28 protein-coding genes and 5 pseudogenes are annotated in these 26684 nt (G+C 58.4%); 19 read left to right on the top strand and 14 right to left on the bottom strand.

The window, feature by feature from the left end; all coding sequences use genetic code 11:
- From C6558_RS40775 to C6558_RS13750, 6 genes are all read right to left on the bottom strand, one after another.
- The coding region (locus C6558_RS40775; RefSeq protein WP_245449173.1) for a transposase at positions 1-314 on the bottom strand (314 nt) is incomplete at its 3' end.
- A gap of 100 nt (positions 315-414) precedes the next feature.
- Positions 415-594 carry a transposase gene (locus C6558_RS40770; protein ID WP_245449168.1) on the bottom strand — a complete coding sequence of 60 codons (180 nt, stop codon included), beginning with the start codon at positions 592-594 and terminating at the stop codon, positions 415-417.
- Positions 595-935: 341 nt separating this feature from the next.
- Complete coding sequence (locus C6558_RS13765) at positions 936-1481, bottom strand: C39 family peptidase (RefSeq protein WP_107027391.1); 546 nt, start codon at positions 1479-1481, stop codon at positions 936-938.
- Between the two features lie 97 nt (positions 1482-1578).
- Positions 1579-2529, bottom strand: a complete 951-nt coding sequence (locus C6558_RS13760; protein ID WP_107027390.1) for a hypothetical protein — start codon at positions 2527-2529, stop codon at positions 1579-1581.
- A gap of 29 nt (positions 2530-2558) precedes the next feature.
- Entirely contained in the window at positions 2559-4346 is a 1788-nt protein-coding gene (locus C6558_RS13755) for a hypothetical protein (RefSeq protein ID WP_107027389.1), read from the bottom strand.
- A 146-nt stretch (positions 4347-4492) separates the two neighbouring features.
- Complete coding sequence (locus C6558_RS13750; RefSeq protein WP_146160895.1) at positions 4493-5065, bottom strand: hypothetical protein; 573 nt, start codon at positions 5063-5065, stop codon at positions 4493-4495.
- 567 nt (positions 5066-5632) lie between these two features.
- Between C6558_RS13750 and C6558_RS13745 the strand changes: the two are divergent.
- Positions 5633-6675 (top strand): annotated as a pseudogene (locus C6558_RS13745) (IS110 family transposase).
- Between the two features lie 381 nt (positions 6676-7056).
- Here C6558_RS13745 and C6558_RS13740 read toward each other — a convergent pair.
- Positions 7057-7566 (bottom strand): annotated as a pseudogene (locus C6558_RS13740) (LysR family substrate-binding domain-containing protein); the annotation flags it as partial.
- A 113-nt stretch (positions 7567-7679) separates the two neighbouring features.
- Entirely contained in the window at positions 7680-8303 is a 624-nt protein-coding gene (locus C6558_RS13735) for a helix-turn-helix domain-containing protein (RefSeq protein WP_107027386.1), read from the bottom strand.
- Between the two features lie 47 nt (positions 8304-8350).
- Here C6558_RS13735 and C6558_RS13730 point away from each other — a divergent pair, with 47 nt between their 5' ends.
- Complete coding sequence (locus C6558_RS13730) at positions 8351-9034, top strand: B3/4 domain-containing protein (RefSeq protein WP_107027385.1); 684 nt, start codon at positions 8351-8353, stop codon at positions 9032-9034.
- A 268-nt stretch (positions 9035-9302) separates the two neighbouring features.
- Here the strand turns inward: C6558_RS13730 and C6558_RS13720 are convergent, their stop codons facing one another.
- The gene (locus tag C6558_RS13720) at positions 9303-9380 is read right to left on the bottom strand and encodes a transposase family protein (protein ID WP_245449172.1); all 78 of its coding nucleotides are present in this window, start codon (positions 9378-9380) and stop codon (positions 9303-9305) included.
- Positions 9381-9628: 248 nt separating this feature from the next.
- On the opposite strand from C6558_RS13720, the gene C6558_RS13715 reads away from it, so the two are divergent.
- The 3 genes and pseudogenes from C6558_RS13715 to C6558_RS41640 form a co-directional block, all read left to right on the top strand.
- A complete protein-coding gene (locus tag C6558_RS13715; protein WP_057217450.1) occupies positions 9629-9880 on the top strand; it encodes an antitoxin in 252 nt (83 codons plus the stop codon).
- Positions 9877-10193, top strand: a pseudogene (locus C6558_RS40765) (type II toxin-antitoxin system RelE/ParE family toxin). Before C6558_RS13715 ends, C6558_RS40765 begins: the two are co-directional and overlap by 4 nt.
- A gap of 473 nt (positions 10194-10666) precedes the next feature.
- A pseudogene (locus C6558_RS41640) lies at positions 10667-10801 on the top strand (PQQ-dependent sugar dehydrogenase); the annotation flags it as partial.
- A gap of 87 nt (positions 10802-10888) precedes the next feature.
- Here C6558_RS41640 and C6558_RS13700 read toward each other — a convergent pair.
- The 3 genes from C6558_RS13700 to C6558_RS13690 are packed head-to-tail and all read right to left on the bottom strand — an operon-like array spanning position 10889 to position 13672.
- Positions 10889-12028: a mandelate racemase/muconate lactonizing enzyme family protein gene (locus tag C6558_RS13700; RefSeq protein WP_107027384.1), complete on the bottom strand. Its 1140-nt coding sequence runs from the start codon at positions 12026-12028 to the stop codon at positions 10889-10891.
- 11 nt (positions 12029-12039) lie between these two features.
- A complete protein-coding gene (locus tag C6558_RS13695; protein WP_107027383.1) occupies positions 12040-12969 on the bottom strand; it encodes a dihydrodipicolinate synthase family protein in 930 nt (309 codons plus the stop codon).
- Positions 12962-13672, bottom strand: coding sequence for a GntR family transcriptional regulator (locus C6558_RS13690; RefSeq protein WP_107027404.1), 711 nt, complete (start codon positions 13670-13672; stop codon positions 12962-12964). The genes C6558_RS13695 and C6558_RS13690 overlap by 8 nt, the downstream gene beginning before the upstream one ends.
- A 126-nt stretch (positions 13673-13798) precedes the next feature.
- On the opposite strand from C6558_RS13690, the gene C6558_RS13685 reads away from it, so the two are divergent.
- Genes C6558_RS13685 through C6558_RS13665 form a run of 5 tightly spaced genes read left to right on the top strand, consistent with a single transcriptional unit; the run spans position 13799 to position 19008 of the window.
- Positions 13799-15394 (top strand): ABC transporter substrate-binding protein, encoded by a 1596-nt coding sequence (locus C6558_RS13685; RefSeq protein WP_107027382.1) that lies wholly within the window; start codon positions 13799-13801, stop codon positions 15392-15394.
- Positions 15395-15418: 24 nt separating this feature from the next.
- Complete coding sequence (locus tag C6558_RS13680; RefSeq protein ID WP_107027381.1) at positions 15419-16483, top strand: ABC transporter permease; 1065 nt, start codon at positions 15419-15421, stop codon at positions 16481-16483.
- A 5-nt stretch (positions 16484-16488) separates the two neighbouring features.
- Positions 16489-17403 (top strand): ABC transporter permease, encoded by a 915-nt coding sequence (locus tag C6558_RS13675; protein ID WP_107027380.1) that lies wholly within the window; start codon positions 16489-16491, stop codon positions 17401-17403.
- Positions 17396-18247, top strand: coding sequence for an ABC transporter ATP-binding protein (locus C6558_RS13670; protein WP_107027379.1), 852 nt, complete (start codon positions 17396-17398; stop codon positions 18245-18247). The genes C6558_RS13675 and C6558_RS13670 overlap by 8 nt, the downstream gene beginning before the upstream one ends.
- Before the next feature lie 5 nt (positions 18248-18252).
- Positions 18253-19008, top strand: a complete 756-nt coding sequence (locus C6558_RS13665) for an ABC transporter ATP-binding protein (RefSeq protein WP_199197021.1) — start codon at positions 18253-18255, stop codon at positions 19006-19008.
- 395 nt (positions 19009-19403) lie between these two features.
- On the opposite strand, the gene C6558_RS13660 is transcribed toward C6558_RS13665, so the two are convergent.
- Entirely contained in the window at positions 19404-19784 is a 381-nt protein-coding gene (locus C6558_RS13660; protein WP_057217434.1) for a hypothetical protein, read from the bottom strand.
- Positions 19785-20180: 396 nt separating this feature from the next.
- Here C6558_RS13660 and C6558_RS13655 point away from each other — a divergent pair, with 396 nt between their 5' ends.
- The 3 genes from C6558_RS13655 to C6558_RS13650 all read left to right on the top strand — a co-directional run bounded on the left by C6558_RS13655 (position 20181) and on the right by C6558_RS13650 (position 21512).
- Positions 20181-20453, top strand: a complete 273-nt coding sequence (locus C6558_RS13655) for a hypothetical protein (protein WP_107027377.1) — start codon at positions 20181-20183, stop codon at positions 20451-20453.
- A gap of 167 nt (positions 20454-20620) precedes the next feature.
- Positions 20621-20794 carry a hypothetical protein gene (locus tag C6558_RS40330; RefSeq protein ID WP_199197013.1) on the top strand — a complete coding sequence of 58 codons (174 nt, stop codon included), beginning with the start codon at positions 20621-20623 and terminating at the stop codon, positions 20792-20794.
- 10 nt (positions 20795-20804) lie between these two features.
- Positions 20805-21512, top strand: coding sequence for a zeta toxin family protein (locus tag C6558_RS13650; protein ID WP_107027376.1), 708 nt, complete (start codon positions 20805-20807; stop codon positions 21510-21512).
- Here the strand turns inward: C6558_RS13650 and C6558_RS41635 are convergent.
- Positions 21502-21840: an MAE_28990/MAE_18760 family HEPN-like nuclease gene (locus tag C6558_RS41635; RefSeq protein WP_107027375.1), complete on the bottom strand. Its 339-nt coding sequence runs from the start codon at positions 21838-21840 to the stop codon at positions 21502-21504. The genes C6558_RS13650 and C6558_RS41635 overlap by 11 nt on opposite strands.
- Before the next feature lie 163 nt (positions 21841-22003).
- On the opposite strand from C6558_RS41635, the gene C6558_RS13640 reads away from it, so the two are divergent.
- From C6558_RS13640 to C6558_RS13610, 6 genes and pseudogenes are all read left to right on the top strand, one after another.
- Positions 22004-22756, top strand: coding sequence for a FadR/GntR family transcriptional regulator (locus C6558_RS13640; RefSeq protein WP_107027374.1), 753 nt, complete (start codon positions 22004-22006; stop codon positions 22754-22756).
- Positions 22757-22796: 40 nt separating this feature from the next.
- Positions 22797-23789, top strand: coding sequence for a TRAP transporter substrate-binding protein (locus C6558_RS13635; protein WP_057217425.1), 993 nt, complete (start codon positions 22797-22799; stop codon positions 23787-23789).
- A gap of 76 nt (positions 23790-23865) precedes the next feature.
- The gene (locus C6558_RS13630) at positions 23866-24333 is read left to right on the top strand and encodes a TRAP transporter small permease (RefSeq protein WP_107027403.1); all 468 of its coding nucleotides are present in this window, start codon (positions 23866-23868) and stop codon (positions 24331-24333) included.
- A gap of 12 nt (positions 24334-24345) precedes the next feature.
- Positions 24346-25623 carry a TRAP transporter large permease gene (locus tag C6558_RS13625; RefSeq protein WP_057217420.1) on the top strand — a complete coding sequence of 426 codons (1278 nt, stop codon included), beginning with the start codon at positions 24346-24348 and terminating at the stop codon, positions 25621-25623.
- Positions 25624-25643: 20 nt separating this feature from the next.
- The gene (gene rpiB, locus C6558_RS13620; protein WP_057217418.1) at positions 25644-26090 is read left to right on the top strand and encodes a ribose 5-phosphate isomerase B; all 447 of its coding nucleotides are present in this window, start codon (positions 25644-25646) and stop codon (positions 26088-26090) included.
- Between the two features lie 309 nt (positions 26091-26399).
- Positions 26400-26669, top strand: a pseudogene (locus C6558_RS13610) (DUF2442 domain-containing protein); the annotation flags it as partial.
- Between the last annotated feature and the right edge of the window lie 15 nt (positions 26670-26684).

Raw genomic sequence — 26684 nt, 5'->3', positions numbered from 1 at the left:
TAGCGGGTGGCTACGCGCCGAAACTGCTTGAGCTTGTTGAACAGGCGCTCGATACGGTTTCGATCCTTATAGGCCCGAAAGTCGCAGACGGGCGGCTCTTTTCGATTTGCCTTCGGCGGTATAACGGCCCTGATCCCGTGGGTCAGCAGTTCTTCACGCAGGAAGTCGCTGTCATAGCCCTTGTCAGCGAGAAACAATCTCGGTTTGCCAACTGGCATTGCTAGCAAGCCCGGAATGGCATTGTAGTCCGATGCTTCGCCACCCGTCAGGATGAAGCCGAGAGGGCGTCCTTGACCGTCTGCGCGGGCGTGGATTTTTGTCGTAAAGCCACCGCGTGATCGACCAAAAGCCTCCTTATAAGTCCCCCTTTAGCGCCCGCTGCCTGTGAATGGCCTCGAACCGTGGTGCTGTCGATCATGTGCTGCCGTAGCGCTCGTGCATGTCGCGCCAGGGGCAGCCGATCCGCAGAACATGCAGCATTCCGTTGAGATATCGCCGGTTGTCATGAGAGGGCCGAGACTTCCTGCCGCGCTCGGTAGGCAGCAGCCCCTCAATGATCCTCCATTCCAAATCCGTCAGATCGCCACGCGCCAAACCCGCCTCCTAAAAGACAGTTTTGAATCATGCTTCCACTGATTTGGGAATCCAGTTTGTCAACAGGACCTAATTCGCCGGTTGGTGGGGTAAAACTCAGTTCAGCCACAGCCGATAATCTCCGCGAGACTTGTTCCGGTCGGATGGGCGCTCTTGATAACCGAAGGGCTCGCTATACTGCGGAATCAACCCTAGGCATGTATGAACCATTATCTATTTGGGCGCGGACATATGTCGCTATGTCGGCGCGCACAGATGTGGGACTTCCAGCCTCACCATCCCGCCCTGGCCAGCGATCGATGATGTCGTAGAACGCTGAAGGTTTCGAATGCGACAACTGACTATTGCCGAAACACAATGCATGCCTTTCCTTCGGCATCTAAGAACTCGTCGAATAAGAGAAATGATTTCTGACCTCCCCTACCTGCCGGCCAAGGGTCCTGGACCCAGAGCCTCCTGCCCTTGCCATCATCGGAATACCCGGACACGACGTAGTAGTGGATCGTGCTTCCCACGACGAATACGCGGTCGTTATCGATTTCTGCGCGGACATCTTCCCAGGTCGGCTTGGCGATGAATTGCCCGCCAGTGGCGTCATGGTTGAACGCATTCCATTGACCGCGCACCAGCTCGACAATTTTGCTCTTGTGGTTTTCGCCAACATCCTCGGTGACGTCAGCTGAGCTGTCGAGTACCTGAGCCAGGTCCCACTTTTCAGCGAGGCTCAAGTCCGCCTCCGCAAGCGCTGCAGTGCTAGCCCGTGCTATTTCGTATTGTGACATCTGCTGCAAACCGTAATATTGCCGCACCATCACTTCGGCTGCAGCGAAGCACCAACTTGGCGTTTCCTGAGCAATCAATGTCGGGGAATTGCTGACTGACGGCATCTCAAATTTCCTCCAGAAACAAACTGAATCAAAACGGCTGATTGTGTTTTCGCAACAAAGTAGATTGAGGGGCGGGTCCCGCCCCTCAACTCGCCCTCTAGAAAAGTGCGTCGATGGGCTCGCTGCCGAGCAGGGCATCAAACTTGTAGAGAGCAGACTTGAGCGAAATTAGCTCCGAACCGGACGCATCAATGTCAACGATCCGGGGTTGAGCGTCGTTCAACTCTTGGACGACATCAGCGACGGAAACGATGTTGATCTCGATTCCCTCGCACATGGCCTGCAATTTCCCGTAGAATAGAGAAATGTCCGTAAAATACGCCAGCTTACGTCGCGCCGCCTTTTCATTCTGGTGAAGAGTGTCTTCCGCCACCTCTAACTGCTTGATAGTGCGGGTGTACTCATCCCTCTGGCTTTGCAAACTTGACAACAAGTCACGAGTTGCATTGAGCCGCCCTTCATCACTTTCACGCTCTTGCCGATATCTTTGCCTCTCGTCGTTCAGTGAGCGAATTCGGGCCTCGTCCTTGTCGACCAGGGTGATGATCCCCATGATTGCACGGTCGAGCCCGAGACAAAAAATTGACCTGACGATGCTCGCCGCCGAACTGTCGTTTAGCTCGTCGAGTTTTCGGCGATGATGGGCGAGTTCGACCTCGGCGGCTCTCATCTGATCGACCAGCTGCGCGATCCGCTGATTGAGAAGTTCAGCGTCCTGCTCATCCTTGTGGATCTCGATGCTGACCTTGGCAATCTCCTGTTGGATCCCGGTAATCTTTTGGTTCAACAGACCCAGATCGGATATGATCGATTTCACGAGCTCCGAGGTAACCTGTTGTTCCTTGGCATACATGCGCTCACCAAGCTTGGCTTGGGAGTGCAGATAGTCCACGGCATCCGACATCGCCAAAATCGATGCCGTGGCTTCCTCCGTCTTTTGCTCCTTCAAAAGCTCCGAGGCTTGCGTCAGCTGTTGAAGAATTGTCTTGAATTCGACAACCTGCTGGCTGCCGGTTCGTTCATTTCCCACGATTGCAACGTTGTTCATGATGTGTCTCCTGCTGCAAGCATTGAGGATTAGGCCGCGTGAGCCTGCTCGATCAAAGCACGCTGTTGTTCGAGTTCGATGGTGGCACGGCGGGATTCAGACAGGTCCTGCTCGACGATGATGCTGAGATTTCTCGCAAGCTCTGGCGCCCGGCGAATGGCCTCTTCGATGGTCGGTGAATCCTGCAGGTACTTCACCGCCTTCGCTTGCGCTGCGCCGGCGGATTTCAGATAGTCACCGGACAGACCGTTCAGCGCGACCCACTGGCACATGTAGATCAGGAAGGTCTTCATGAACTCGGGAGCCTGGTACTCGGCAAGCCGGTCTTTGGCGTCGAGCTCCTTCAGGTCCTCAATATCTCTTTGAAAACCCTCGTCGGTCATGCGACCGCAATAGTTGGACATCTGATCCCAGAAGAGCGATGCGTTCGTCAATGTGCCGATGATCTTACCGAGTGCATCGATTGCGCTGTGCAAGGAATCGACAGACAATGTCGCATTACCTTCCTCAATCTTGAGATTCTTCAGGGATTCCGCATAGCTAGCCATGGCGACCAGCGACGCCCGCTTCTGGTTCTCGAGTTCGATCTTCTGATTGAGGAACTTCATTTTTTCCTCGTGGATCGAGTCCTCCGCGCTTGCAGCTTTGCTGGCCATCTGATTGGTGGCGGCTGCCAGATCCTTGAGCGCCGTCCCCGCCGCTCCATATGCCTTGTTTGCGGCGTTCGCATCCTTCTCAAGTGCGTCGACCTTCGCCGCCATCTTGTCGAGCTCCGCGGATGCTTTTGCCAGATCTTCCTTTTTGGCATCGCGCTTTTTCTTCAACGCGGCTACGTCGGGATCCTTGGCTTTGCCGTCCTGTTCCATTTTGGCCAAAGCTTCGTTCAAGGCATCGAGCTCGGACTTGATTTTGTCGTTGGTGAGTTTCTTTCCCGACTGCTGGTCCTGAGCTTCGATAAATTTCCTCTGCGCGTCGTCGGACTGCTTCTTGGCTTCGTCGGTGCCAGCTTTGGCGGAGGTGATGCGATCGTTCTTTTCAATGGCATTGCCGGCCTTGTTCAAGACCGTACCGACCGGATTTTGGGATGCCGTGAACGCTCCAAGGCCTGCGCCGATCGCACCAGTGATTGCGCCAGCAACCCCCATCACCAGCGCTTTCGTTGCCTCCTTCTCTTCACGAGTCTTGGCTTCCTCGTACAGCGTCTGTGCATTGGAAATCTGGCTGACGAGCTCCTGCTGGTTGACCTGCTCAGCTTTCTGCTTCGCGATTACATCGCGTTCCGCCTTTTCAGCCGCCAGCAACCGGTCTCGTTCGCTGGCCTCCTCGAGAATGGTGTTGGACTTCGCTCTGCTGGAGTCCACTTGCAGGCCTTTGAACTTGTCGGCAAGCACGCCGGCCTTTTCCGACATGTTGCTCGAGCACGTTTTGCAATGCGCCAGCTTCTTGATCGCGAGCGGCTCCTGCCCTTTTGTCAACCAACGGTAGGACTGCTGCAAAAGGTCGATGATGTTGCGGGTCTCGGCCTCGAACGAGGTCATTGTGATAACGCAGTCGTTGCACAGCATAGCCAGGCGGCTCTGCAAACCGGCGATATCGGCTTGCAAAGCCCCGCCCTTGGCGCCAGCAACGCCGTTATAAGCCACATGGAACAACTCCACGGACAGATCCAGGTTCTGGGTCACATCCTTAAGGCTCAGTTGGCCCATGACCGCCTTCGCCTCTCGCTGCACCAGCGGATCATCGAAGGCTGGCACGGTCTTGAGGCTGTATTCGCGATGATCGACAATGACGATGGCGTTGGATTCCTCGGCAGGCATGGACGTTCTCCTTTTTTCGGGTTCAATTAAGACCAAGCGTGTTGGGGCCGGCGAGAGAGCGTCCGGCCGGAAAGCACGCGAGTAAGAAGATGTGCGGAGAGATGGTTGCGTTCCGACCGGGCCGTGAGGCCGACCGCGGGAAAAGGTCAGCCTTTTAGTTGCATCAGCTTTGTCTGCAGGTCCTGCAGAGCCTCCAGCTGGTCGGAGATTGCGGTCAGGAGGTCGTTGAAGGCCTCGATATCCCCTGCGCTTTCGGGCATCGGCGCATCTTCGGAAAGATCAGCGTCGACGGTCCACGGCCGCAGTGCGCGGGACATAAGATTGTCGGCGGTATTCTGTGCGAAGTCGAAGGCTTCCAGAAACACGGATTCCATTGCGCGAGCCATCGGCGTCGGGAGTTCCAGTGCAAGGACGCCAATTCCACCTGTCGTTGCCGCACCGTCGGGTAATCCGGAGTAAAGCTCGCCGATCTTTCCGAACCGAGCATGCTCGCCCAATCTCGTTTGTATCGGCCGCGAGGTAAATCCGACATAGGTCGGAACGTATTTGTTTTCGTGGAATGAAGACTTCAACCAAAGGGAGTATATCCCAGGCCCGTCCAACCGCAGGCGGGGTATATTCTGCGCTACTGTCTGCAGATCCCCTTGAAGCAAATAGGATCTCGCACCGACGTAACCCCATACATATTGGATGACTTGCGCATAGTGCTCGGCATACATCGGAAACGCTCCTGAGTTAAACAAATTCAATTATTACAAAATGTTAGGCGACGTGATGCCAGTGCATTGCCGAATGGCTTGCGTAGGTCGATGGCATCCCAACGAGTCCGGTATTGCGCTCGAAGACAACCCGGCAACGATGGCGCTCATAAATTGATTTAGCAATACAATTTACAAGTTATAGTTGTTTTTGAGTTTGCGACGCGCCAAAACAGAACGTTACGAACTGAACCACTTTGACGGGCTCGCAATGCCGCCGAGGGTGGCGTCGATCCCAACCGACAGGACAATGGCTTTGAGGATGCCGCCGCCAATTTTTGGAGGCTATCAAACTGCTGAACTGAACAATTCTTAACGAGCGTACCAGGCGCCGGCAGCAACGCTGCCAGAGCCCGTTCGCGCGCTGCTTGACCGGTTAAAAGCCTCGTCTCGGAGGATCAGCATAGATGGGGTAATCGGCTTCGTGCCCCATCTTCACCGATCGGAGGAAGGTGCTGCGCACCGAGCTGATGATAAAACGTGGTCTGTATGAAACAGCCACAAACATCAGAAAGAGGAAGCGCAGCCATGAAACATTACGCCGGCCTCGATGTCTCGGTCAAAGAAACCAGCGTTTGTATTGTCGATGCAAGCGGCAAGACCTGCCGGGAGAAAAAGGTAGTGTCTCACCCGCAGGACTTGGTTGCCATCCTGCGTGATCCCGCGCTCAGCTTGGAACGGGTGGGACTTGAGGCCGGGCCAATGTCGCAATGGCTGTTCGAAGGACTGGCAAAGGCCGGCCTTCCGGTATTCTGCATCGAGACGCGCCACACGAAGGCCTTCTTAAAGGCTTCGCAAACGAACAAGAGTGATCGCAACGATGCGCGCGGCATTGCGCAAATGATGCGGGTCGGTCTTTTCAAGAGCGTACACGTGAAGACGCTTACGAGCCAGAAGCGCCGCGCTCTGTTGACGGCTCGCTCGCTGTTACAGGAAAAAGCGATCGCTCTCGAGAACGATATGCGTGGGCTGCTGCGCAATTTCGGGCTGAAGGTCGGCGTCGTCTCCGGGGGTACGTTCGAGGAGAAGATACGCGAACTCATTGAGGCGGACCCCGATCTGGCGGAAATCATGGAACCTTTGCTCGCTGGACGGCGCAAGCTGCGCGAAGAATTCGCCAAACTGGACAAGAAGGTTGCCCACGAGGCGAGGTGTGATGAAGTTTGCAAGCGGCTGATGACGGTGCCTGGGGTCGGACCGGTTGTCTCGCTCGCCTATGTCTCGACGATCGACATTCCCAGTCGGTTCCGCCATTCGCGGGCGGTGGGAGCCGTACTGGGGCTCACGCCGGTGCTCAACCAGTCCGGCGAAAGCAAACGGATCGGTCATGTCTCCCTATGCGGGGATGCCATGATGCGAGCGCTTCTGTATGAGGCGGCGCAGACGATGCTGACGCGTGTGGTGAAATGGTGCTGGCTCAAAGCATGGGCAATGAACATTGCCAGGCGGCATGGCAGAAAGAAAGCCAACGTTTGGCGCGCAGGCTTGCTGTGGTGATGCATCGGATGTGGGTGGACGGCTCAGAGTTCCGCTGGACGCGGGAGGAGACAGCCGGCGCCATGCCCGCATAAAGTAGTCAGTTCTAAACGCAATCAAAGAAAGAGAAATTCAAAGCTCCGCCTCGCGGAGGAAGACGTCCTTCGCGGACGATGGTGATGTGAGTTCGTGGCCGTCGCTTATACCGATGATCCGTCATCAGGATGCAGCATAGATTGGACCACATCATCTACTGGACCCCATCGTGGGAGGGCCTAGTGCCGATCCCGGAGAGAAGCGCGGGCCGCGAAGAAACGTTGAACGCCGCACAAGTGGGACAGCTCGAAAAGCGCTTGACCTCAACACGCCGATTAGAGAAGCGACGGCCAACGGCCGGGATCCGGGAAGCCTAGGCCCGGCAAGCCGCTCCGGTTGGTCGAGGGGTCGCAAAGGAGCGACCGCCGGTGCCCGCGCCCTCACCTGCCCACCCTGACCAGCGACCGTGCGATATCGATGATATCGTCGCGAGCGGCCGTGGGATCGCCCTTCGACCAGGCGACCCCAAGCCCGATCCTGAAATCGATCCCCCTCACCTTCCTGAGCTCGAAATTGCGGTTGGGTAGATCGAGCGTCCATTCCGGCGCAAAGCCGATGCCAAGACCGGCCGAGACCAGTGACACCAACGAGAAGGTGTCGTCGCAGGTATAGGCGACGCTCTTTGCGAGATCGTGCGCCTCGAACTTTTCGGCAAAGTAGCGCTCGGTATAGGAGAGATTCTGACGGGAGAACGAGATGATCTTCTCCCCCTTCAGATCCTCGATGCCGATCTCGCCTCTAGCAAGCAGCGCGCTGGTCTTCTCCACCGCCAGCGAGTAGCGCTCATGCGCGATCGAGAAGAACCGGAGCGAGCCAATGTTTTCGACCGGGCGAATGAAGCCGAGATTGATCTGACCGTTCTCCAGGCGACGAATAATGTCATTGGTCGACGGCAGCTTTTTCTTCCGGGCTTTCGAGCTTCGTCTGCGGAACGTCAAATGGTTTTGGCGAGCAGGGTCCATCCTGGTGGAAGCGCGAGAGCCAGACTTCGGACCCCTGCCTCTCACAAGCCGATCCGCGCTCTCGGGCGCTGCAGTTCGGCGACTGCCATCACAAAGCGAAGCTCCCCCTCGCCCCGATTTACGTACGCGTGCGGGCTCTCCGTCCTTGCCAGCACCGACGAGCCAGCCTGGACGACCTGTTCGTTGTCTTCGAGACGGAAGGTCAGTTCTCCGCTCTCGACATTGAGAAGTTCGAGCGTCCCGGGGGAATGGCCAGGTGACTCAAACACCTCCCCCGGGAACATTGACCACCGCCAAAGTTCGATTTCGTCGGGACCGTTCGTGCCAACCAGCAGCGTCGCACTCCCTCCGTTAGGGCCTCGCCAAAGGGTTGAGGCATCCTCGGGAGGAACGATCCGAACCGGCACGCTGGAGGCAACGCCCACGAAATCCGCGATGGAAACGCCAAGCGCCGTCGCAGCCCGGCAAAGTGTCGCGATGCTCGGATTGGCGCTGCCCTTCTCGATCTCGACCAGCATGCCCTTGCTAACACCCGACCGTCTCGACAGCTCATCCAGCGACAAACCGTTCTGCCTCCGGAAGAGTTTGAGGTTCTGGGACACCGTCGCGCTCACGCGCCTGACATCAGCGACCGTTTCGGTCGATATATTGACTTTTTTTTCCATGGTCGGTATTATAGACTAAATCGGTCAATGAGAGCTAGTGGGTGGAAATGGAACTCCCGATTATCGACACAGAGATCGCGACGATCGCGCCAGACTTCCGAGCAATCAGTATTCTTGTTGACGCGAGGAATGCGACGCCTGGAGCAATGGCTCGTCAGGTGCTGGACGAAGCATGTGATTTCGTCCGGGACGGCGGACCGTCGTGGAGCGAGGCCCATCTGGCAGCATGGGCCGAGGTGTATACACGGTTCGGGGCAAAACCGAACCGGACACCCTGCTCGGCGCAGGCCTTGAGGAAGCGGGTCGAGAAGGACGGCCGTATACCGGCAATCAATCCGCTCGTCGATCTCTACAACGCAGTCAGCCTCCGTTACGCAATCCCCGTCGGCGGCGAAAACTTCGATGCCTACGTCGGCAAACCCCGATTGACGGTGGCTGACGGAACGGAAGAATTCGACACGGTCATGAACGGCGACAAGATCATCGAGAACCCTTCGAAAGGTGAAGTGATCTGGAGAGACGACCTCGGAGTGACTTGCCGTCGATGGAACTGGCGGCAGGGAACCCGCACGCGCCTTGACGCCGTAGGCGGCCGGATGTGGTTTATTCTCGAGAGCCTCGGAAAGATGCCTCAGGAAGCGCTTGAGGAAGCGGGAAACATGCTCGTCAGCGGCCTCAGACAACTCGCACCGGGTTGCGAGGTAGTTAGACAGAAAGTCGTTCCCGCCTGATCAAGATCGACTGAATCAGCACAGGTCAAACGAGAATACTTGCGGTTTCGCGCCGCCGGAAGGAGCTGTGCCTGCGGAGGAGCAGGTATTCGCCGGATACCATTTGGAGGATTAAATTTGCCTCGAAGCTGTCCAGCCCGCACTTTTGGTGAAGGACGTCCACAAGAGTTACGGGACGCTCAACGTCCTGAAGGGGATCTCGTCGCCCGCATTTCCGGTGTCTACACTGCCACCGGTTCAGTGCCAGTCTGATTTACACAACTTGACCTTAAACAGGCAAGTCCTGGAGACGGCGGTTGTGCCAGCCGTGCCGACGCCGGCTTCGCGTTCCACATTCCGGGCAGATACCGACGGGTTCGCAGCGGCGGAAACAACCCAGTTTTCTTCATCTTGAAGGGTGATACCCAGAATCTTGACCCCTGGGCCGGGTGACCATTTCAATTGCGCTCGCATCCCCGCAGATAGCGGTCGAGGCGCCAACACTATGTTAGCCACAGAAATTGAGGAAGAACCCGTTTAAGTGCCAAACGACAGGACAATAGCCCTATCCGTTCATAGTGCTAATGTGGGTTTGTGAGTCTTACGGAGAATCCCATGAGCCGCCTGACAATCGACATAACGGACCAGCAGCACCAAAGCCTGAAGGCGCTCGCCGCGTTGCAGGGCAAGACCATCAAGCAATACGCCCTGGAACGTTTGTTTCCCGGCGATGCTGATGCCGATCAGGCATGGCAGGAGCTGAAAAACCTGCTGGGAAATCGCATCAACGATGGCCTTGCGGGGAGGGTTTCCACCAAGAGCATCGGTGAAATCCTGGATGAAGAACTCGCCGGGGACCGCGCTTGACAGCCTATACCCTCACGCTAGAGGCAGAAGCCGATCTGCGCGGCATCATCCGCTACACGTAAGCAGTGGAGCAATACGCAGCTCCGCCGCTATGTCGCCAAGCCGGAACAAGGAATTGCCAGCCTTGCCGCCGGACAAGGCTCTTTCAAAGACATGAGCGAGCTCTTTCCAGCGCTACGGATGGCGCGTTGCGAACATCGCTACGTCTTCTGCCTGCCGCGCGAGCGCGCGCCCGCATTGGTCGTGGCAATTTTTCATGAGCATGGACCTCATGACGAGACTAGCAGACAGGATCAGTGCGCGGGAGTTTTGAAACGTTCCGGCGGTCTTGTCACGTAAACCCCGCGTCAGCATTTGCTGCATAGTCGCTCCTGAAGAACGCCGTTTTCGGTGAGGCGGTCAGGATTGTCGGGCACCACAGTTGGTATTGTTATTGTTTCAGGACAGGTTTGACGTGGCCATCTGCTGGGATCGAGGCAGTGATGTGATAGAGATTGCGACCAGCAGACATCGCAGGACAGACTCGCCTTCCGTCATCTGGCAGCAGCCCCTCAAAGGATCAGGCAATCAGCCGGGTGGCATCATGCGTTTGCGCCTGACGGTCGGCATTTGTTTTTGACGTCAGGTGATCGGGGACGCCCGTAGACTGCCCAAGACCAAGATGTCGCCCGTGGGAAAGTCATTCGACTCAATCTCGATGGTTGAACGCCAGCCGACAATCCTTCAGCAGACTAAGGCGGGGTGCGCGCGCAACTATGGACCGGCGGTCACAGGAACCCATGCGGAATGGCCTTTGTACCGAATGGGCCGCTTTGGTTGCATGAAATGAGCCCGCATGGCGGCGATGAACTCAACCGTATCCTGCTGGGACGAAACTATGGATGGCCAATTGTCTCGAATGGCGACAACTATGATGGCTCCGAAATTCCTGATAATGAAACGCGTCCCGAGTTCGAGGCACCGACCCAATTCTATCCGTCGGGTTTTGGCGGCCTCTATCGGATGATGTCATGGATAAGCTGTCGAGCCGTCGGGTTTGCGTGTGATCTTGCGTTCCCAATGGATGTAGTCGTCCTTAGCCAGGACCTCTTCATCGATCTCGATGCCCCAGCCAGGGCGATTGGGTCGCAGCTCCATATGACCGTCCACTGGCATGTAGGGGTCAAGCGCCCAAGGCGCATGGACATGCGGCTTGAATTCGAGAATCTTGAAGTTCGGCTGCGCGGCGCAGAAATGAACGTTCACTGCGGTTGCCAGCGGCCCCATCGGATTGTGCGGCGCCACCGTCACATAATGCGCTTCGGCCAGGGCTGCGATGCGGCGCATCTCCGTCACGCCGCCAACCACGCAGATGTCCGGCTGGATGATATCGGCACCACGCGCCGAAAGAAGCGACAGGAATTCGAAGCGATTGTACAGCGACTCGCCGGTGGCCAGCGGAACCGTGACCTTCGACTTCAGCTCGGTCCATGCCGGGATATGCTCCGGCCGTATAGGCTCCTCATAGAACAACGGATCGTTGGGTGCGAGCGCCGCTGCCAGTTGCACCGCCTGATACGGCTCGAAGATCTTCGCATGGGCATCGAAGGCAAATTCGTAATGCGACGGGGTGATTTCGCGGATCTTGCCGAAGTAGTCGCCCGTTTCCTTGACCACTTCGCCCCAACGGCTCCCGTGCAAATCGCGACGGTAGGGGCTGAGCTTGAAGGCCGTGTAGCCATAGTCTTCATTGAGCTTCAGCGTCTGGTCGAGCGCGTGCTGCGGATCGGGCGCGGTATAGACGCCGCAATAGACCTTGACGCGGTCGCGCACATGGCCACCAAGCAGCATGTAGACCGGCAGGCCCGCTGCCTTTCCGGCAATGTCCCACAACGCGTGATCAATGGCCGAAATCGCCGCCAGTCCGAGCGCACCCGGCGGGAACCGGCATTGCTGGTTGAGTTTCAGCACGAGATATTCGACCCGGCGAGGATCCTCGCCCTCGATCTGATGAAACAGGTAGTCAAGCAGCGGCGGCAGTGCCCAGTCAGGGCCATGGTTGTAGCATTCGCCCCAGCCGGAAATGCCTTCGCTTGTCTCGATCTTCAAAAGCAGGCGCGGCCGATCATCGACACGCTGCATGTAGGTCTTGATGCCAGTGATATGCACGTCAGTTCTCCTCAGGCAGCGCGTTGCTCGGTGGTCACCCGATCGACGACACTGCGCAGAATTGCGCGCTCGGCGTCGTTCAGCGCGACGACGCCCGGGAGGCGAACGGGGCCGACATCATTGCCGAGCATGCCGAGGGCTTCCTTGACGACGGTGACATTGGCGCCATTGTTGTATTTCGTGCGCAGAGCCTCGAACTCGGCGATGCCGTCGATCAGCTGGCGGGCAGCGCTATAATTGCCCTCCTGCAATGCGGAGAGGATCGCATGAGACCGCTGCGGGAAGACATTGACCAGTCCCGACGTGAACCCACGCGCGCCCAGTGCATAGAACGCAGGCGCCCAGCCTTCGGCCAAACCGCATACCCAGATTGCCGGGGCATCATGCGTCGAACGAATGACTTCCGCGAGCAGCATCAGGTTGGACGAGGCGAACTTGATGCCGGCGATATTCGGGTGAAGAGCGAGTTTACGGAAATCGTCAACGGAAAACCCGTCACTGCGCACATAGGCGATCACCGGCACTGTGCAGAAATCGGCGAGTTCCAGAAAATAGCGGGCCTGGTAGGAGGGGCCGGCAAACGGGTCCATCGGATGATGACCCATGATCGCGTCGGCACCTTCGGCAATTGCGTCCTTGGCAAGCGACTTGGCGTCGGCAAGCGAACGTCCCACTGCGGCGCTGACCAGCGACTTGCCGGCCGCGGCCTTGATCGTCGTGCGATGCACCAGACGGATTTCATCCATGGTCAGCGTGAAAAATTCGCCGGTATTGCCAGCAGCCATCAAGTTGTGCACGCGGGCTGCGGCCATCTCCTTGATCAGGGCATCAAGCTTCCCGACGTCGATGCTTCCGTCCTTGTGATAGGGAGTGACCGGCACGCCCGAAATCCCAATAAGTGCCTTTCTAACGGTTTCAAGCTTTTCACTCACCTTAAACATCCTCTTTGTTTCCGAAAACGATCGACAGGTAGGTCTCACCGGAGCGGACCACGTGATCGCGCATCTGCTTCTCCGCGCGCTCGGCATCCCCGTCGATGATTGCCGCAGCGATCGCGCTGTGTTCGTGCAGCGCCTTTTCCCGCTCGGCCGGATCCGAATGGATGATCCGGCGAATGCTTGCGTCATAGAACTGCTGGCGCTCGATAAGCCGCACCAGGTACTGACAGCGCGAGGCTCGATGGATCTGGTCGTGAAAGGTCTCATTGAGAGCGATCAGTTCATCGGCATTGCCGCTGGCCGTCGCCGCCTCCATCAGACCGACGGTCGCCTTCAGCGTCGGCTTGCTGTCCTCCGACATGCGGCGCGCAGCCAGTCGGCCGATCATCGACTCGAGAGCAGCACGCGCCAGGATCATTTCCTCGGCCCAGTTGATATTGAAGCGGATGAGAATGCCCCGCCGCGGCAGAGACTGGACGAGACCCTCCGCCTCCAGAAGCCGCAACGCCTCTTTGACCGGGGTCGTGCTAACGCCGAACTGCTCGGCCAGCTGGCGTTCGTTGACCTTTTCATCCGGCGTGAACCGGCCAGCCAGAATGGCGCCGCGCAGAATGCGATGGACGTGATCGCGGACCGTCAGCTGCAGCTGAGGGTCAAGTTTTTCAATGCGCCCCACTCCGCTCGAGAGGTTTGGTTTATCAGCCATTGCTGCAAAATCCTGTTGACGATTCATTTGACTTGTGAGATCTGATATACCAGATTTCAGATCGATGTCGATATGAAAATTGGTGAAAACTAGAGGTTGAGGAGCCTCATCAGGAGGAACATACAAATGCTTGGACGCCATTTCCTGACGCTCGCCTGTGCGGTCGCGATCGCGATCGCTGCGCCCTACACAGTGACTGCCGCCACGCCGCCCGATCAATTGGTGATCGCGGTCAACATGTCGTCGATGCGCGGCCTGGATCCCCACGAACTGAACCAGTTCGAATCCGCCGAAGTCGTTGCTAACCTCTATGAACGGCTGATCGTCCTGCCTGCTGACAAGATCAACGAGCCGCAGCCGGGCCTTGCCGAAAGCTGGACGATCTCTGAAGACGGCAAGACCTTCACCTTCAAAATCCGCAGCGGCGTGACATTCCATTCCGGCAACGCGCTTACGGCAAAGGACGTGGAATGGTCCCTGCGCCGTCTGGTCAAGCATGGCCTCGCGCCGTCTACCGACCTGCGCCAGTGGGGCTTCTCCGCCGACAACGTCGATAGCCTGATCCGTGCGACTGACGACCAGACGCTCGTGCTGGAAACGCCGGAAGTCTGGAATGCCGACTTGATTCTGCTGTCGCTTGCCAGCTTCTCGACGTCTATCCTCGACAGCACCTTCCTCGCCGACAAGGCGAAAAACGACGACATGGGACGCGAGTTCCTGCAGACGGCCGATGCGGGGTCCGGCCCCTATTCGCTGCGCTCCTGGCGCGCCAATGAACTACTGATCGCAGAAGCCTATGCCGACTACTGGCAGGGCGAGCCGGCGATGCGTCGCGTCATTCTCCGTCACCTGCCGGAATCCTCGGCTCAGCGCCTCCAGATCGAGGCCGGCGACATGGATGTCGCAACCCGGCTGTCGTCTACCGATCTGTCGGCACTTGAGGCAGGCGGAAACGTACAGATCCAGAAAACGCCGGGCTTCGGCTTCTACTATCTGGCGCTGAACCAGAAGGACGAGATCCTGTCGAACCCGAAGGTCCGTGAAGCCTTCCGCTATTTGATCGATTATGACGGCCTTTCGAGCACCGTCATGAAGTACTACGGGATCAAGCAGCAGACCATCATTCCAGGCGGCCTGGCCGGTGCCAGCACCGAGAACCCCTATAAGCTGGACATCGACAAGGCCAAGCAACTGCTGACGGAAGCCGGCTATGCCGACGGGTTTTCCAAGATCTACTTCGCCACGCCGGTTACCCCGGAATATGAAGTCGCCCAATCGCTGCAGGCCAATGCGGCAAAGGCTGGCATCAAGCTCGACCTTCAGGGTGGAGACCATATCGGCAAGTTCCGCGAACGGGCCTTCGAGATCTTCTCGGCCCGTTCCGGTGAACGCCTGCCCGATCCCCATGCCGTGCTGGCTTCCTATGCCACCAACGCCAACAATGCCGACGATGCGAAGCTGACCGGCCTTCTGGCATGGCGCTCCGCATGGGATGTGCCGAAGGAGATTCAGGATATGGTTTTGGCGGCGGCGCATGAAACGGACAAGGCCAAGCGCAACGATCTCTATGCCAAGATCAACAAGGTCTATCTGGAATCGTCACCGGCATTGATCACCTCCTTCCAGAGAACGGATGCCAAGGCTGTTCGCAATGACGTGAAGGGTTACACGGGCCATTCGACCTGGCTGACCCGTTGGGACACTGTGACCAAAGGCGACTGACCGTCTTCAGCAAGGACATCTGACTTGACCTCCTCCCAAGCGACCGCCGCGAAGGGCCCGGGCAGCAGCAAGAAGCTGCTGTCCGGTGCCCGCAAGATTGCGACCTCATTCGCCGTCATCCTGACCACGCTGCTTGGTCTTCTCATCATTACGTTCGTGATCGGACGACTGGTGCCGGCGGATCCGGTGATTGCCGCCATCGGCGACCAGGCGGACCAGGCGACCTACGAGCGCGTTTACAAGGAGATGGGCCTCGACCGCCCGCTCTATGTTCAGTTCGGGCACTATCTGTCGGATGTTGTGAGACTTGATTTCGGTCAGTCGCACATCACGAAAAACAGCGTCTCGAGCGATCTCGCCCGTGTGTTTCCCGCCACGATCGAGCTCGCGACGTTGGCGACGCTGATCGGTGCAGGGTTCGGCGTACCACTCGGGGTCATCTCCGCCGTACGCAAGGGCACGTGGGTGGATCACCTTGGGCGGGTCGTCGGGTTGCTCGGTTATTCCACACCGATCTTCTGGCTCGGGACGATCGTCATCCTCGTCTTCTATGCCAAATTCGGATTGATCCCGGGTGGCGGGCGCATCGATATCTATAACGAAGGCCTTGTCGAGGGACCGACGGGATCGCTGCTGGTGGATTCGATCATCGCCGGCGAATGGGAAGTCTTCTGGAGCGCAATCCACCATGTGATCGCCCCGGCACTGATCCTCGGTTATGCCGCCATGGCTTATCTCAGCCGTATGAGCCGCAGCTTCATGCTGGAACAGCTGCGCCAGGAGTACATCCTGACGGCGAGAGCCAAGGGGCTCGGGCAACGTGCCGTCGTCTGGCGCCACGCCTTCCGCAATATCCGCGTTCAGCTTCTCACAGTGGTCGCGCTCGCCTATTGCGGCCTGCTCGACGGCACCGTGCTGATCGAAACGGTCTTTGCCTGGCCCGGCCTCGGCCAGTATCTCACCTCGGCTCTGTTTTTCGCCGACATGAATGCCGTTCTTGGAAGCGTCCTGCTGATCGGCATCATCTCCATCGCGATCAATCTCCTTTCGGACATTGTCTATCGCTTCATAGATCCAAGGACGCGGTGACAGTCATGACAAAACAAGGGTCCCTGACCACTCTGCACGACTGGCTGATCAACGAGGACTTTACCTCGACACGCCAGGCGCGGCTGCACAAGATATATGTCGCCTGGCTCAGCCTGCTCGCCAACCCGCTGGCCTTCACCGGCTTTCTCGTGGTCCTGTTTCTGATCATCGTCGCCATTCTGGCGCCCGCGATCACCAGCTACGATCCTTACGCGCAGGACCTCTCCAACGCGTTGCAGCCACTGTCATGGCACCACTGGTTCGGAACCGACGAATTCGGCCGCGACGTTTACACGCGGCTAGTCTTTGGCGCCCGCACGACGCTCTATATTAGCATTCTGGTGACGATCATCGTCGCGCCCATCGGGTTTGTCATCGGGGCGACGGCTGGCTATCTCGGTGGCTGGATCGACGTCATCCTGATGCGCATCACCGATATCTTCCTGTCTTTTCCGAGCCTGGTTCTCGCCCTCGCCTTCTCCGCGAGCCTGGGACCTGGCATCGAAAACGCCGTCATTGCCATCGCTCTCACAGTCTGGCCGCCGATTGCTCGTCTTGCCCGGGCAGAGACGCTGACCTTCCGCAACGCGGATTTCGTGATCGCCGCCGAATTGCAGGGCGCCGGCATGATCCGCATTCTCGTGCGCCATATCGTGCCGCTCTGCGCACCCTCTGTCGTCGTCCGCCTGACGCTCAACATGTCGAGCATCATCCTGACGGCAGCCGGTCTCGGCTTCCTTGGACTGGGCGCGCAACCACCAATGCCCGAATGGGGTGCGATGGCCGCTTCCGGCCGTCAGTACCTCCTGGACGCATGGTGGCTGACCACTATCCCCGGCATCGCGATCTTAACCGTGAGCCTCGCCTTCAACTTGCTCGGCGACGGCCTGCGCGACATTCTGGATCCTCGAAATGGATAAATTTTCAGACACAATTCTGACGGTCGAGAATATGTCGGTCGAGTTTCCGACCCTGTCCGGCGCGGTCATGGCCGTACGCGACGTGTCCTTCACGGTCGGTCGCGAAAAGGTGGGTATCATCGGCGAATCCGGATCGGGCAAGAGCACGACCGGCCGAGCGATCATGCGCCTCCAGCCTCCCAAGGCCAGGGTCCACGCGGAGCGTATGATTTTCGAGGACATCGATCTGATGAAGGCCAGCGAGCAGGACATGCTCTCCATTCGCGGCCGACGCATCGCCATGATCCTGCAGGACCCGAAATATTCGCTCAACCCGGTGATGAGTATCGGCGAGCAGATTGCCGAAACGGTTTTGCTGCACGAAGGCGTCTCCCGCAGGCAAGCCCATGCCCGGACGTTGGCCATGCTGGAACGCGTGCGCATCCGCGATCCGCAGCGGGTGTTCGACCTCTATCCGCACGAAGTCTCGGGCGGCATGGGCCAGCGCATTATGATCTCGATGATGCTGATCGCCTCGCCGTCGCTGATCATCGCCGACGAGCCGACCTCGGCTCTCGATGTTACAGTGCGCCAACAGGTTCTTTCGATCCTCGACGAGTTGGTCGTCGAACGAAATATCGGCCTGATCTTCATCTCTCACGATCTCAATCTGGTCCGCAGCTTCTGCGACCGCGTCATCATCATGTATGCCGGGCGCATTGTGGAGACCATCGCGGCTTCCGACCTGGACAACGCCCAGCACCCCTATACCCGTGGCCTGCTCAATGCGCTGCCCAGCCTCGACCATCCACGCGATCGGTTGGAAGTGTTGCGGCGCGACCCGGCCTGGCTGGAGAATATGTGATGTCGATGATCAAAGTCGAAAAACTCGCCGTTTCCTATGGCAAAGCCGACAACGAAGTGCGCGTGGTGAAGGATGTCTGCTTTGCCGTTGCGAAAGGCGAAGCCTTCGGGCTTGTCGGTGAAAGCGGTTGCGGCAAATCCACGATCCTCGGCGCCCTTGCCGGGCGCAACAAGCAGTGGACCGGCACCATTGAGGTTGATGGAGAGGCGATTGGCCAGAAACGCTCCAAGGCCCAGTTGGCGAAGCAACAGATGGTGTTCCAGGACCCGTTCGGTTCCATCCACCCGCGGCACACGATCGGTCGCACGCTTCTCGAGCCACTGGAGATCCATGGGCTGGATCGGCGCCAGGAACGGGTGCAAAAGGCACTCGAAGATGTTGGTTTGCCGCAGAATTTTCGATACCGATTCCCGCATCAGCTGTCCGGCGGCCAGCGCCAGCGCGTGGCCATTGCCCGGGCGCTTATCCTGTCACCCCGCATTCTACTGCTCGATGAACCAACGTCGGCGCTCGACGTGTCCATCCAGGCCGAGATACTGAACCTTTTGAAAGATCTGCGCGAGCGAGAAGGGCTGACATATATCCTCGTCAGCCACGATCTCGCCGTGGTCGCCCACCTGTGCGACCGCGTTGCCGTGATGCAGGATGGTGGCTTCGTCGAATTTGCGGAAAAGCGACAGCTGATCGAGCGGGCCGTTACCCACCCCTACACCCGCACCCTGATCAACGGCAGTCGTGGCTACGTTCCTCTGTGGCGATGATCTCATCGTTAGCCTGCCATGATTCTGCTTGCTTATAACTGGCGACGATTATCCAACCCCTGTCAGCTACAGGCGCCATCGTTTTCCACCATCTGTCACCGCCTACGCCATCTGGCCTTGTTACCGATTTCCGCTGAGTCTGCGCGCCTGGTGGAAGAAATGCTGCTGGAGCGTGAGAGTGCAGTTCCTATGAGATGATCCGCTGACGCGTTCAGATACATCATGACGCGCTTTTGCTCGGCTTGGGGTAAGGCTTGTTACCCTCCAAAATAGGCATGATGCACTTCGGTTAGGTTCTCCATAAGGGGAACATCATGTGAACCGGCAAAGCGGTGAATTGACCTGCGCCCGACCGGTCTCAAACCGGCATAAAAAGGGAATGCTTGCGTTTCCGATCACAGCCTCCAACACTTAGGTAAAGGAGGGTTGTTCTGGTTGATGGCCGCAACGGTGTTCCAGCGCCCAACCAAAGCCCCAATCAATGCGCCACCCAAACCGGCTAACGCAACCACGCCCGACTGGAGCAATTTATCCCACCAGGGACTCCCGGGCACCCTCTCCATTTCAGCTGCGTTGAGCTGCTCAACAGTCGCCCCTAGAGGCGCCGGCATAGTAGCCGGCTTACCGGGATCCTGCTCAGATTTCTTGACAGCTTCAGCTTGCACTGGCGCTGCGAGCGGCGCATTTTTGTCGGTATTCGGCGTCTGGGCGGACTGAGCGAATGTTGGCCCTGCCAGAGACAGCAAAGTCGCGAGGACCAGTGCTGTTAGTTTCATTCAAACTCCCCCTCAACCGAACCGTTGCGCCTTGCGACACAGCTAATCCATTTATCGGCATCGCGACGTGTAGGATCTTGTCCCGTTATCCGCAGGTGCAAGACAGCGAATCCCGCCTTTTCGAGCCGGACTCTCCATTCATTTTGCCCATAGTAGGTAAATAGCCGACCGTCGGCATCTCGAGAGCTACCCCGCCCCGCTTTGACAGAGCTGAAGAAAACCCGGAGCGGCCTTACAATCCGCGCCACTGGTGTCGAAGATGATCTCAAGTTTTTCGGGCATGGGGCTGTTCCTTCCTCTATTCCGAGGATGGTCCAGCCCGACGACGCAAGGCACAAAGGTAGCCGACGGCTACGGGGTCGGATATGCAGGAAGGGAGTAGAAAGGAAGAAGGGCATGGCTGACGAATTGAGCGCCCCTGAACCGATCATCGATCTCGTAAGGGAGCTGCACGCAGCCGAGATCGGGTCTGAGGATCATGAGAAGCTGCACGATATAGTCAGGCAGGCCAACGGCGTTCTATTTCGGATGTCTGCAAACAGGATCGCCGCAGATTTGCCACCCGGCGCGTTCGCGGACGAAGAGGACGAGCTGGAGGAGCCGATCGAGGGGCTGCCACCTATCGACTTTAGGATCGGACTACGCGGCAAAAAGAACCCCGCAGTGTGAGCCGCCGGGTTAAGGTAGAGATAGGAACGGAAGATGCCCGAGGGCTTCAAGGCCGTCTCTCGCGGCCTGTTGCATCCCGTGTTGCCGTCGGCGGAACCTGGCATAAGCCGAAATTTGCAGCCGACGGCCGAAAGCATTATGTTGAAGGCAGGAATAGGAGATCGACGATGCTCTTGCAGAAGTACCGCGAGAACAAGGAAGCCTTGAAGCAGATCGGCCGGGAAGCCCTTGCCGAGAGCCGTCGCATGGGCCTGACGATTTCCGCAAAGGATCGCCAGAACGAAGCCAAGGATCGGACGAAGCACGAGCGCAAGGATCACGCTCCGGCCACGGTAAGGTAGCGATCGCTGTATGCCGGAATTGTCGTGCATCCTCCTTGCCGGGCCAAACGGCTCCGGCAAGTCTTCCGCGTTCGCGAAGCTCGATCTCGAAGGTGTCTGGATCAACGCAGACGAAATCGCCAACGCGATGCCCGCGATCGGCGATGGCAAATCGACCGACATTCAAGCTGGTCGAGCTGCCCTCCGATACATTGCCGAGATGATCGAAACCCGGCAGTCTTTCATTTTCGAAACCACACTGAGCAGCCAGCAATCGATCCGATTGATGCGAGAAGCCAAAGCGGCCGGGTTTATGGTGGGCCTCTATTATGTCGCCCTGGATTCCGTTGAGAGGAATGTCGAGCGTGTCCGACAGCGCGTGTTGAAGGGCGGCCACAGCATCCCGGAAGAGAACATCCGCAGGCGGCATAAGGGATCGTTCGCGAACCTGACCGCAGCCTTGATGGTCGCGGATGAAGTCGTCCTGATCGATAATAGCGGCCTCGAGCCTCATGAGGCGTTCGTAATTAGCTCTGGCGAGATCCTGTCATTCGACATCGACGACAGCCAGGAGCTGCACGGCATATTCTCCGACAAGGTGTGCGAGGCCTACGATCTCGTGCGGACTGAGGACGGCTTCAGGAAGGCGCCTAAGCTGGCAGCTCGTCGAGGCGGCGACGGGGCTTCCACCCCGAAGCCGTCACCTGGACATGGGCCGAAGCCTCCGGTCATGAAGTGAGAGTGGCATGTTCGAACTGATCAACCTGCTCGAAACCGTGTACCGGACCAAAGCGCGACGTGTATCCGGCAATATTGATATTCAGCGATGTTGCGATATTGCTGAAGACCTTCGACGTAAGGTTGGATTCGGTATTGATCGCAGAGCCTAGCTGTAACCTTGCCGTATTCTCCAATTCCGACCGGATAAAATCGAAAGCGTCGATGTTTGCGAGAGACTGGCGAGATGCAGCCAGCGTTTGGAGCTTCGACTTCAGCCCAAATACGGAGAAACAGGACTTCAGCTCGCTGTATTTAAGTCCGCGGCTGTCCACAAATTTCAGGTACATTTCGGAGGAGGCTTTGATGAAGCCTTCCCAATGCGCGCGTATAGGAGAGCAACTCCGGCCCTGATAAAATATCGGCGCTCTGGGCCATTACCTTTCGATGCGACGCTGAGGTTGACCTTAACTGGATCTGGTGATTTACTGGTAATACCAGTGGAGACCAGCTGTGAATACGTTGATAAGTGCCGAGTCCGACTCAGTCGCCGGGACCGAAAGGGTCCTGTCGTTCTTTCGCGAACAATTGCTGTCCGGCGCCCTGAAGGAGGGCGACAGGCTACTCGGCGAGCGTGAGCTGTGCCTGGCTCTCGGGGTTTCGAGACCCGTGCTTCGGGAGGCGCTTCGGTCGCTCGCAAACTACGGTTTTCTAGATATTCGCCACGGCAAGGGCGCCTTCGTGCGCAAGGCCGATATTGCCGTCCTGGGTGATTTCCTGACCTTCTGCCTGGCCCAGCAGCCCGACATGGTCGACGATATCATGCAGGCGCGAATTGCCATCGAGTGCCAGGCAATCCGCCTGGCATGTAGCCGCGCAACCGACGGAGATCTCTCGCGGATCGGAGGTCTGCTTTCGACACTCATGGAAACGCTTGATGATGCCGAGGACGGCGGCGCTGCAGACTTCGCGTTCCACCTGGCGCTCGTGGAGGCTAGCCGCAGCCCGGCGCTGATCACGATCTATCACTCGATAGCCACCTTGCTGAAGCGCAGCCATGTCCAGCGGCGCATCGAAACCAGCGATACGACCGGCATCCGCGATTACCTCGTTGAGGCCCACCGGGAGGTCTACCTTTCCGTACTCGCGCGCGATCCCGACGAGGCCGAGACCAAATTGCGCCAACACTTTGCCATCGGCGATGAGCTTCGGCGCAAGAGCTACATAGCCGCATTCGCCAGGAAGGGTCTGCCGGAGGAGAAATAACAGGCAGATCAGTCTTTTTTATCCAAGGGAGGAGAAGAAAATGCTGAACATTCTCAAAACACGCGGCCTGGCCGCATTCGCACTCGGGGCAGCGCTCGTGGCCGGGCCGGTTTCGGCTGCGGAATTGCGATACGCCCATGTCGGCGCCGAAGGCGATATCCAGACGATTTATGCCGCCGCCGCCGCGGAAGGCATCAAGACCGCCACCAATGGCGAAGTGACCGTCACGGTCTATCCCGCCAGCCAGCTTGGGGGCGTCGCCGAAATGGTCGATGGCGTTCGCATGGGGTCGATCTCCATGGGCCATCACGATTTCGCGTCGCTGGCCCGCCTGGTGCCGGAAGTGGCCGTGTTCAACGCGCCTTTCATTTATCGCGACGGCGCCCACGCACTGGCTGCGACAGATCCCGCGACTTCGCCGGCCCTTCAGGCCGTCAACGAGAAGCTGGTCGCCCAGGGCATCCGCATCATCGGCCGCATCTATCGCGGTGACCGGCATATTTCGTCGAATTTCCCGGTCAAGACTCCGGCCGACCTTGCCGGCAAACCCTTCCGCGCGGTGCCGCTTGAACTCTGGGTCTCGATGGTCAAGGGCTTTGGCGCAATCCCGACCCCGGTCGAGGTAGCCGAACTGCCAACGGCTCTGATGACCGGCGTCGTGGTCGGCCAGGAAAATCCGCTGACGATGATCGCCTCTAACAATCTCAACGAGGTGCAGACCCATCTGTCCATGACCGGCCACATGCGGGCCGTGCTGGCGGTCTTCATCAACGAGGAAATCTGGCAGGGGCTGACCGAGGCGCAGCGGACGGCCATCACCAAGGTACTGGACGACGAGGCTAAGAAATCGCTGCAGATGGCAACCGAGTCCGAAGTCAAACTCGTTGCCGACCTCAAGGGTCGCGGCATGACTGTTCTCACCGAAGCCGACGGGCTTGATGTGGCGGCCTTTCGCGAGAAGGTGAGCGCCCAGATCAAGGAGGACTTCCCGGCCTTCGACCCGCTCTTGGCTCAGATCGCTGCCGTCAAGTAAGCCGCTCAAAGGCATCGGGACGGCCACATGCCGTCCCCACACCCAATAATCCGAACATATGAACGGAGCAAACAAGATGCGCCTGCTGGAACGTGTCCTGACCGTTATCTGCGTCTGCCTGATGGCAGGCATCGTGATCGTCCCGACAACTCAGGTCGTTCTGCGAAACGTCTTCACGCTGCCTTTCATCGGAGCGGAAGAATTGACGCGGTTCCTCCTGATCTGCCTCGTATTCGTGTCCTACCCACTCGTGGTGCAGAACGGCGAAAACATCGTCATGGGCGAGATTAAGGCTGCACTACCAAAAAAGCTGCGCGGCATTATCAACGTCTGCATCTCCATCACGGCGGTTGCTATCGGCTTATTCCTGGCCTGGGTCACTGTCACCAACATTTCCAAGAACCTGTTGAACGCGACGCCCACCCTCGGAATCCCCTTCTGGATCTTCCTAGGAGCTACGTTCTTCGGCTTCGCCGGGGCAGCCGTCGTGCATCTTCTGCATTTGCGCAAGCCGCCCCAAGCGGACACGAATATTGCTGTGTAAGGAAAAAATCCCATGGGATTTCTAGTTGTTGTCGCGTTTCTCAGCCTTTTCGTGCTGGGCTTTCCAGTGGTTTATGCCATCCTGCTGCCGTCGATCCTCTATGTTCTGGTGGAGGGATTGCCGTTCGGCCTGCTCGCACAGCGCATCACCTATGCGCTTGATTCCTTTCCGCTGGTTGCCGTGCCGTTGTTCATCTTCGTCGGCAACCTGATGAACCTGTCCGGCATTACCGACCGCATCTTCCATTTCGCCTATACGCTGGTCGGCCGCGTTCCCGGCGGATTGGCGCAGGTCAACGTCTTCGGCAGCCTGGTGTTTTCCGGCATGTCGGGGGCCGCGCTGGCCGATATCGGCGGCCTCGGCCGCATCGAGATCGACGCCATGAAGAAGCGCGGGTTCGATCCCGCCTTTGCCGGCGCGGTGACAGCCGCGTCCGCGACCTTGGGACCAATCTTTCCGCCATCCATCCCGCTGATCGTCTATGGCTCGGTAACCAGCGTCTCCATTGTCCAGTTGCTGATCGCTGGCATCATGCCCGCGCTCGTCTGCACAGTGCTTCTGATGCTAACGGTACTTGTCGTCGCTACCCGCCATCGTCATCCCCGCGCCGAGCGCTGGCCGGCGCCGATGGAAATCGTCAAGGCTCTGCTGCCGGCACTTCCCGCCATCATTGCCCCGGCGCTGATGGTTGGAGGCATGACCGCAGGCGCCTTCACCCCAACGGAAGCCGCCGCCATCACCGCCGTCTACGTCATCTTCATCAGCGGCGCGCTCTACCGTGAACTGACCTTCGCGCACCTCTGGAATTCGGCATTGCTGACAGCCCGCAGCTGCAGTGCGATCCTCATCATCGTTGCGGCGGCAGCCCTGTTCGGCTGGATCCTCGCAGTCGAACAGGTCCCCCAGACTTTCGCAGCGTCTCTGCTCGGCTTGTCCAAGGATCCGCTGACGCTGCTGCTCATTGCAAACTTGATTTTCTTCATCGCCGGCATGTTCCTGGATTCGACGACGGCCACCCTGCTGCTGGTGCCTATCATCGCACCGCCGCTCGTGCTGGCCGGCGTCGATCCGGTGCAGCTCGGCATCGTCACGATCTTCAACCTGATGATGGGCCTGCTGACACCGCCGATGGGCCTCTCGCTGTTCCTCGTATCCGACATCGCCAAGGTGTCGATTAGAAGTCTGCTACGGGCACTCCTGCCCTTCTATGTACCCTTGCTCGCCACGCTGGTCATCCTGACTTTCGCAAAGGACTTCACGCTTTGGCTGCCTCGACTGATTGCTCAATAATCTCAACTGGGAGAAATGACATGCGCATCGTTATCGGCTCGGATCACGCCGGATTTCCGCTTAAGGCTACGATCATCGACTATATCAAATCGCTCGGCCATGAGGTGAATGACGTCGGATCCTACAACCCCGATCCTGTCGATTTTCCCGACATCGCGAAAAACGTCACCTCCTCGCTCACCGCCGGCACCGCGGACCGCGGACTGCTGGTCTGCGGTACCGGCGTGGGAGCATCGATCGCGGCAAACAAGGTCAAGGGTATCCGCGCAGCGGTCTGCCACGACGTCCATTCGGCTCACCAGTCAGTGGAACACGACGACGTCAACGTCATGTGCATTGGCGCCCAGATCGTCGGCGCATGGCTCGCCAAGGATTTGGTCGAAGCCTACCTCAAGGCCGAGTTCTCGACCGACGAAGACTTCAGGCGCCGCGTGCGCAAGCTCGCCGAAATGGACGACCAGCGGTAGTTCGCTTTCGTCGGCGGTCAGATCCTCCTGAAACCTCTCCCACGAGCCGGGACACGGTCGCCCTCCCCGCGAGGGCTGCCTGTTGTATTCCTGGGCGATTGGGCCCACGCCGGCAAGAGCGGCCGCAGCGTCGGCCTTCATCGCCACCGCTTTCGCTCAGGAGACACCCGAGGCAGCGTCCCTACAATGGCGAGCCGTGCCGAGCCCGACGTCCAGCGCGCCAAATACATGACGCTGGAAACGATCAGCCAGATGAGAGATGATCCGATGATCGGCCTGCTAGCAGTGGCGCGCTGATCAGCCCGGCCCGCAGCTTTCATGGTGCCTGCCCGATCGATACAATGCCTGGAGAATGCAACGCCTGCCCAGTTGGCGGAAGTCGAGCTTTTGGGCGAAACTGGCTTGCATTGGGAAACCTTAGACGTGGATTTCACCATCCTCGGTTTAATGAAGGGCATATTCGGAACTGCGAAGTTCATGGAGGCTCAACGCCGAGGCGGGCAATCTCGGTCCGCCGCGAAGATCGAGGCAAGCCGAGCCAACGGCGCGAAGGGCGGGCGTCCCCGGACGATCCGCTAGGCTGGCCAATCGCCG

Source organism: Ensifer sp. NM-2 (assembly GCF_003024455.1).
GTDB classification, from domain to species: Bacteria; Pseudomonadota; Alphaproteobacteria; order Rhizobiales; family Rhizobiaceae; genus Ensifer; species Ensifer canadensis.
Note: the sequence above shows the minus strand (reverse complement) of the source record. Positions and strands in the feature narration are given on the sequence as shown.

Coding starts and splice junctions, on each gene's coding strand:
- C6558_RS13765 (WP_107027391.1), bottom strand. CDS start 1,481: ATGCCGTCAGTCAGCAATTCCCCGACATTGATTGCTCAGGAAACGCCA.
- C6558_RS13760 (WP_107027390.1), bottom strand. CDS start 2,529: ATGAACAACGTTGCAATCGTGGGAAATGAACGAACCGGCAGCCAGCAG.
- C6558_RS13755 (WP_107027389.1), bottom strand. CDS start 4,346: ATGCCTGCCGAGGAATCCAACGCCATCGTCATTGTCGATCATCGCGAA.
- C6558_RS13750 (WP_146160895.1), bottom strand. CDS start 5,065: ATGTATGCCGAGCACTATGCGCAAGTCATCCAATATGTATGGGGTTAC.
- C6558_RS13735 (WP_107027386.1), bottom strand. CDS start 8,303: ATGGAAAAAAAAGTCAATATATCGACCGAAACGGTCGCTGATGTCAGG.
- C6558_RS13730 (WP_107027385.1), top strand. CDS start 8,351: ATGGAACTCCCGATTATCGACACAGAGATCGCGACGATCGCGCCAGAC.
- C6558_RS13715 (WP_057217450.1), top strand. CDS start 9,629: ATGAGCCGCCTGACAATCGACATAACGGACCAGCAGCACCAAAGCCTG.
- C6558_RS13695 (WP_107027383.1), bottom strand. CDS start 12,969: ATGTTTAAGGTGAGTGAAAAGCTTGAAACCGTTAGAAAGGCACTTATT.
- C6558_RS13690 (WP_107027404.1), bottom strand. CDS start 13,672: ATGGCTGATAAACCAAACCTCTCGAGCGGAGTGGGGCGCATTGAAAAA.
- C6558_RS13685 (WP_107027382.1), top strand. CDS start 13,799: ATGCTTGGACGCCATTTCCTGACGCTCGCCTGTGCGGTCGCGATCGCG.
- C6558_RS13675 (WP_107027380.1), top strand. CDS start 16,489: ATGACAAAACAAGGGTCCCTGACCACTCTGCACGACTGGCTGATCAAC.
- C6558_RS13670 (WP_107027379.1), top strand. CDS start 17,396: ATGGATAAATTTTCAGACACAATTCTGACGGTCGAGAATATGTCGGTC.
- C6558_RS13665 (WP_199197021.1), top strand. CDS start 18,253: ATGATCAAAGTCGAAAAACTCGCCGTTTCCTATGGCAAAGCCGACAAC.
- C6558_RS13660 (WP_057217434.1), bottom strand. CDS start 19,784: ATGAAACTAACAGCACTGGTCCTCGCGACTTTGCTGTCTCTGGCAGGG.
- C6558_RS13655 (WP_107027377.1), top strand. CDS start 20,181: ATGGCTGACGAATTGAGCGCCCCTGAACCGATCATCGATCTCGTAAGG.
- C6558_RS40330 (WP_199197013.1), top strand. CDS start 20,621: ATGCTCTTGCAGAAGTACCGCGAGAACAAGGAAGCCTTGAAGCAGATC.
- C6558_RS13650 (WP_107027376.1), top strand. CDS start 20,805: ATGCCGGAATTGTCGTGCATCCTCCTTGCCGGGCCAAACGGCTCCGGC.
- C6558_RS41635 (WP_107027375.1), bottom strand. CDS start 21,840: ATGTACCTGAAATTTGTGGACAGCCGCGGACTTAAATACAGCGAGCTG.
- C6558_RS13635 (WP_057217425.1), top strand. CDS start 22,797: ATGCTGAACATTCTCAAAACACGCGGCCTGGCCGCATTCGCACTCGGG.
- C6558_RS13630 (WP_107027403.1), top strand. CDS start 23,866: ATGCGCCTGCTGGAACGTGTCCTGACCGTTATCTGCGTCTGCCTGATG.
- C6558_RS13625 (WP_057217420.1), top strand. CDS start 24,346: ATGGGATTTCTAGTTGTTGTCGCGTTTCTCAGCCTTTTCGTGCTGGGC.
- rpiB (WP_057217418.1), top strand. CDS start 25,644: ATGCGCATCGTTATCGGCTCGGATCACGCCGGATTTCCGCTTAAGGCT.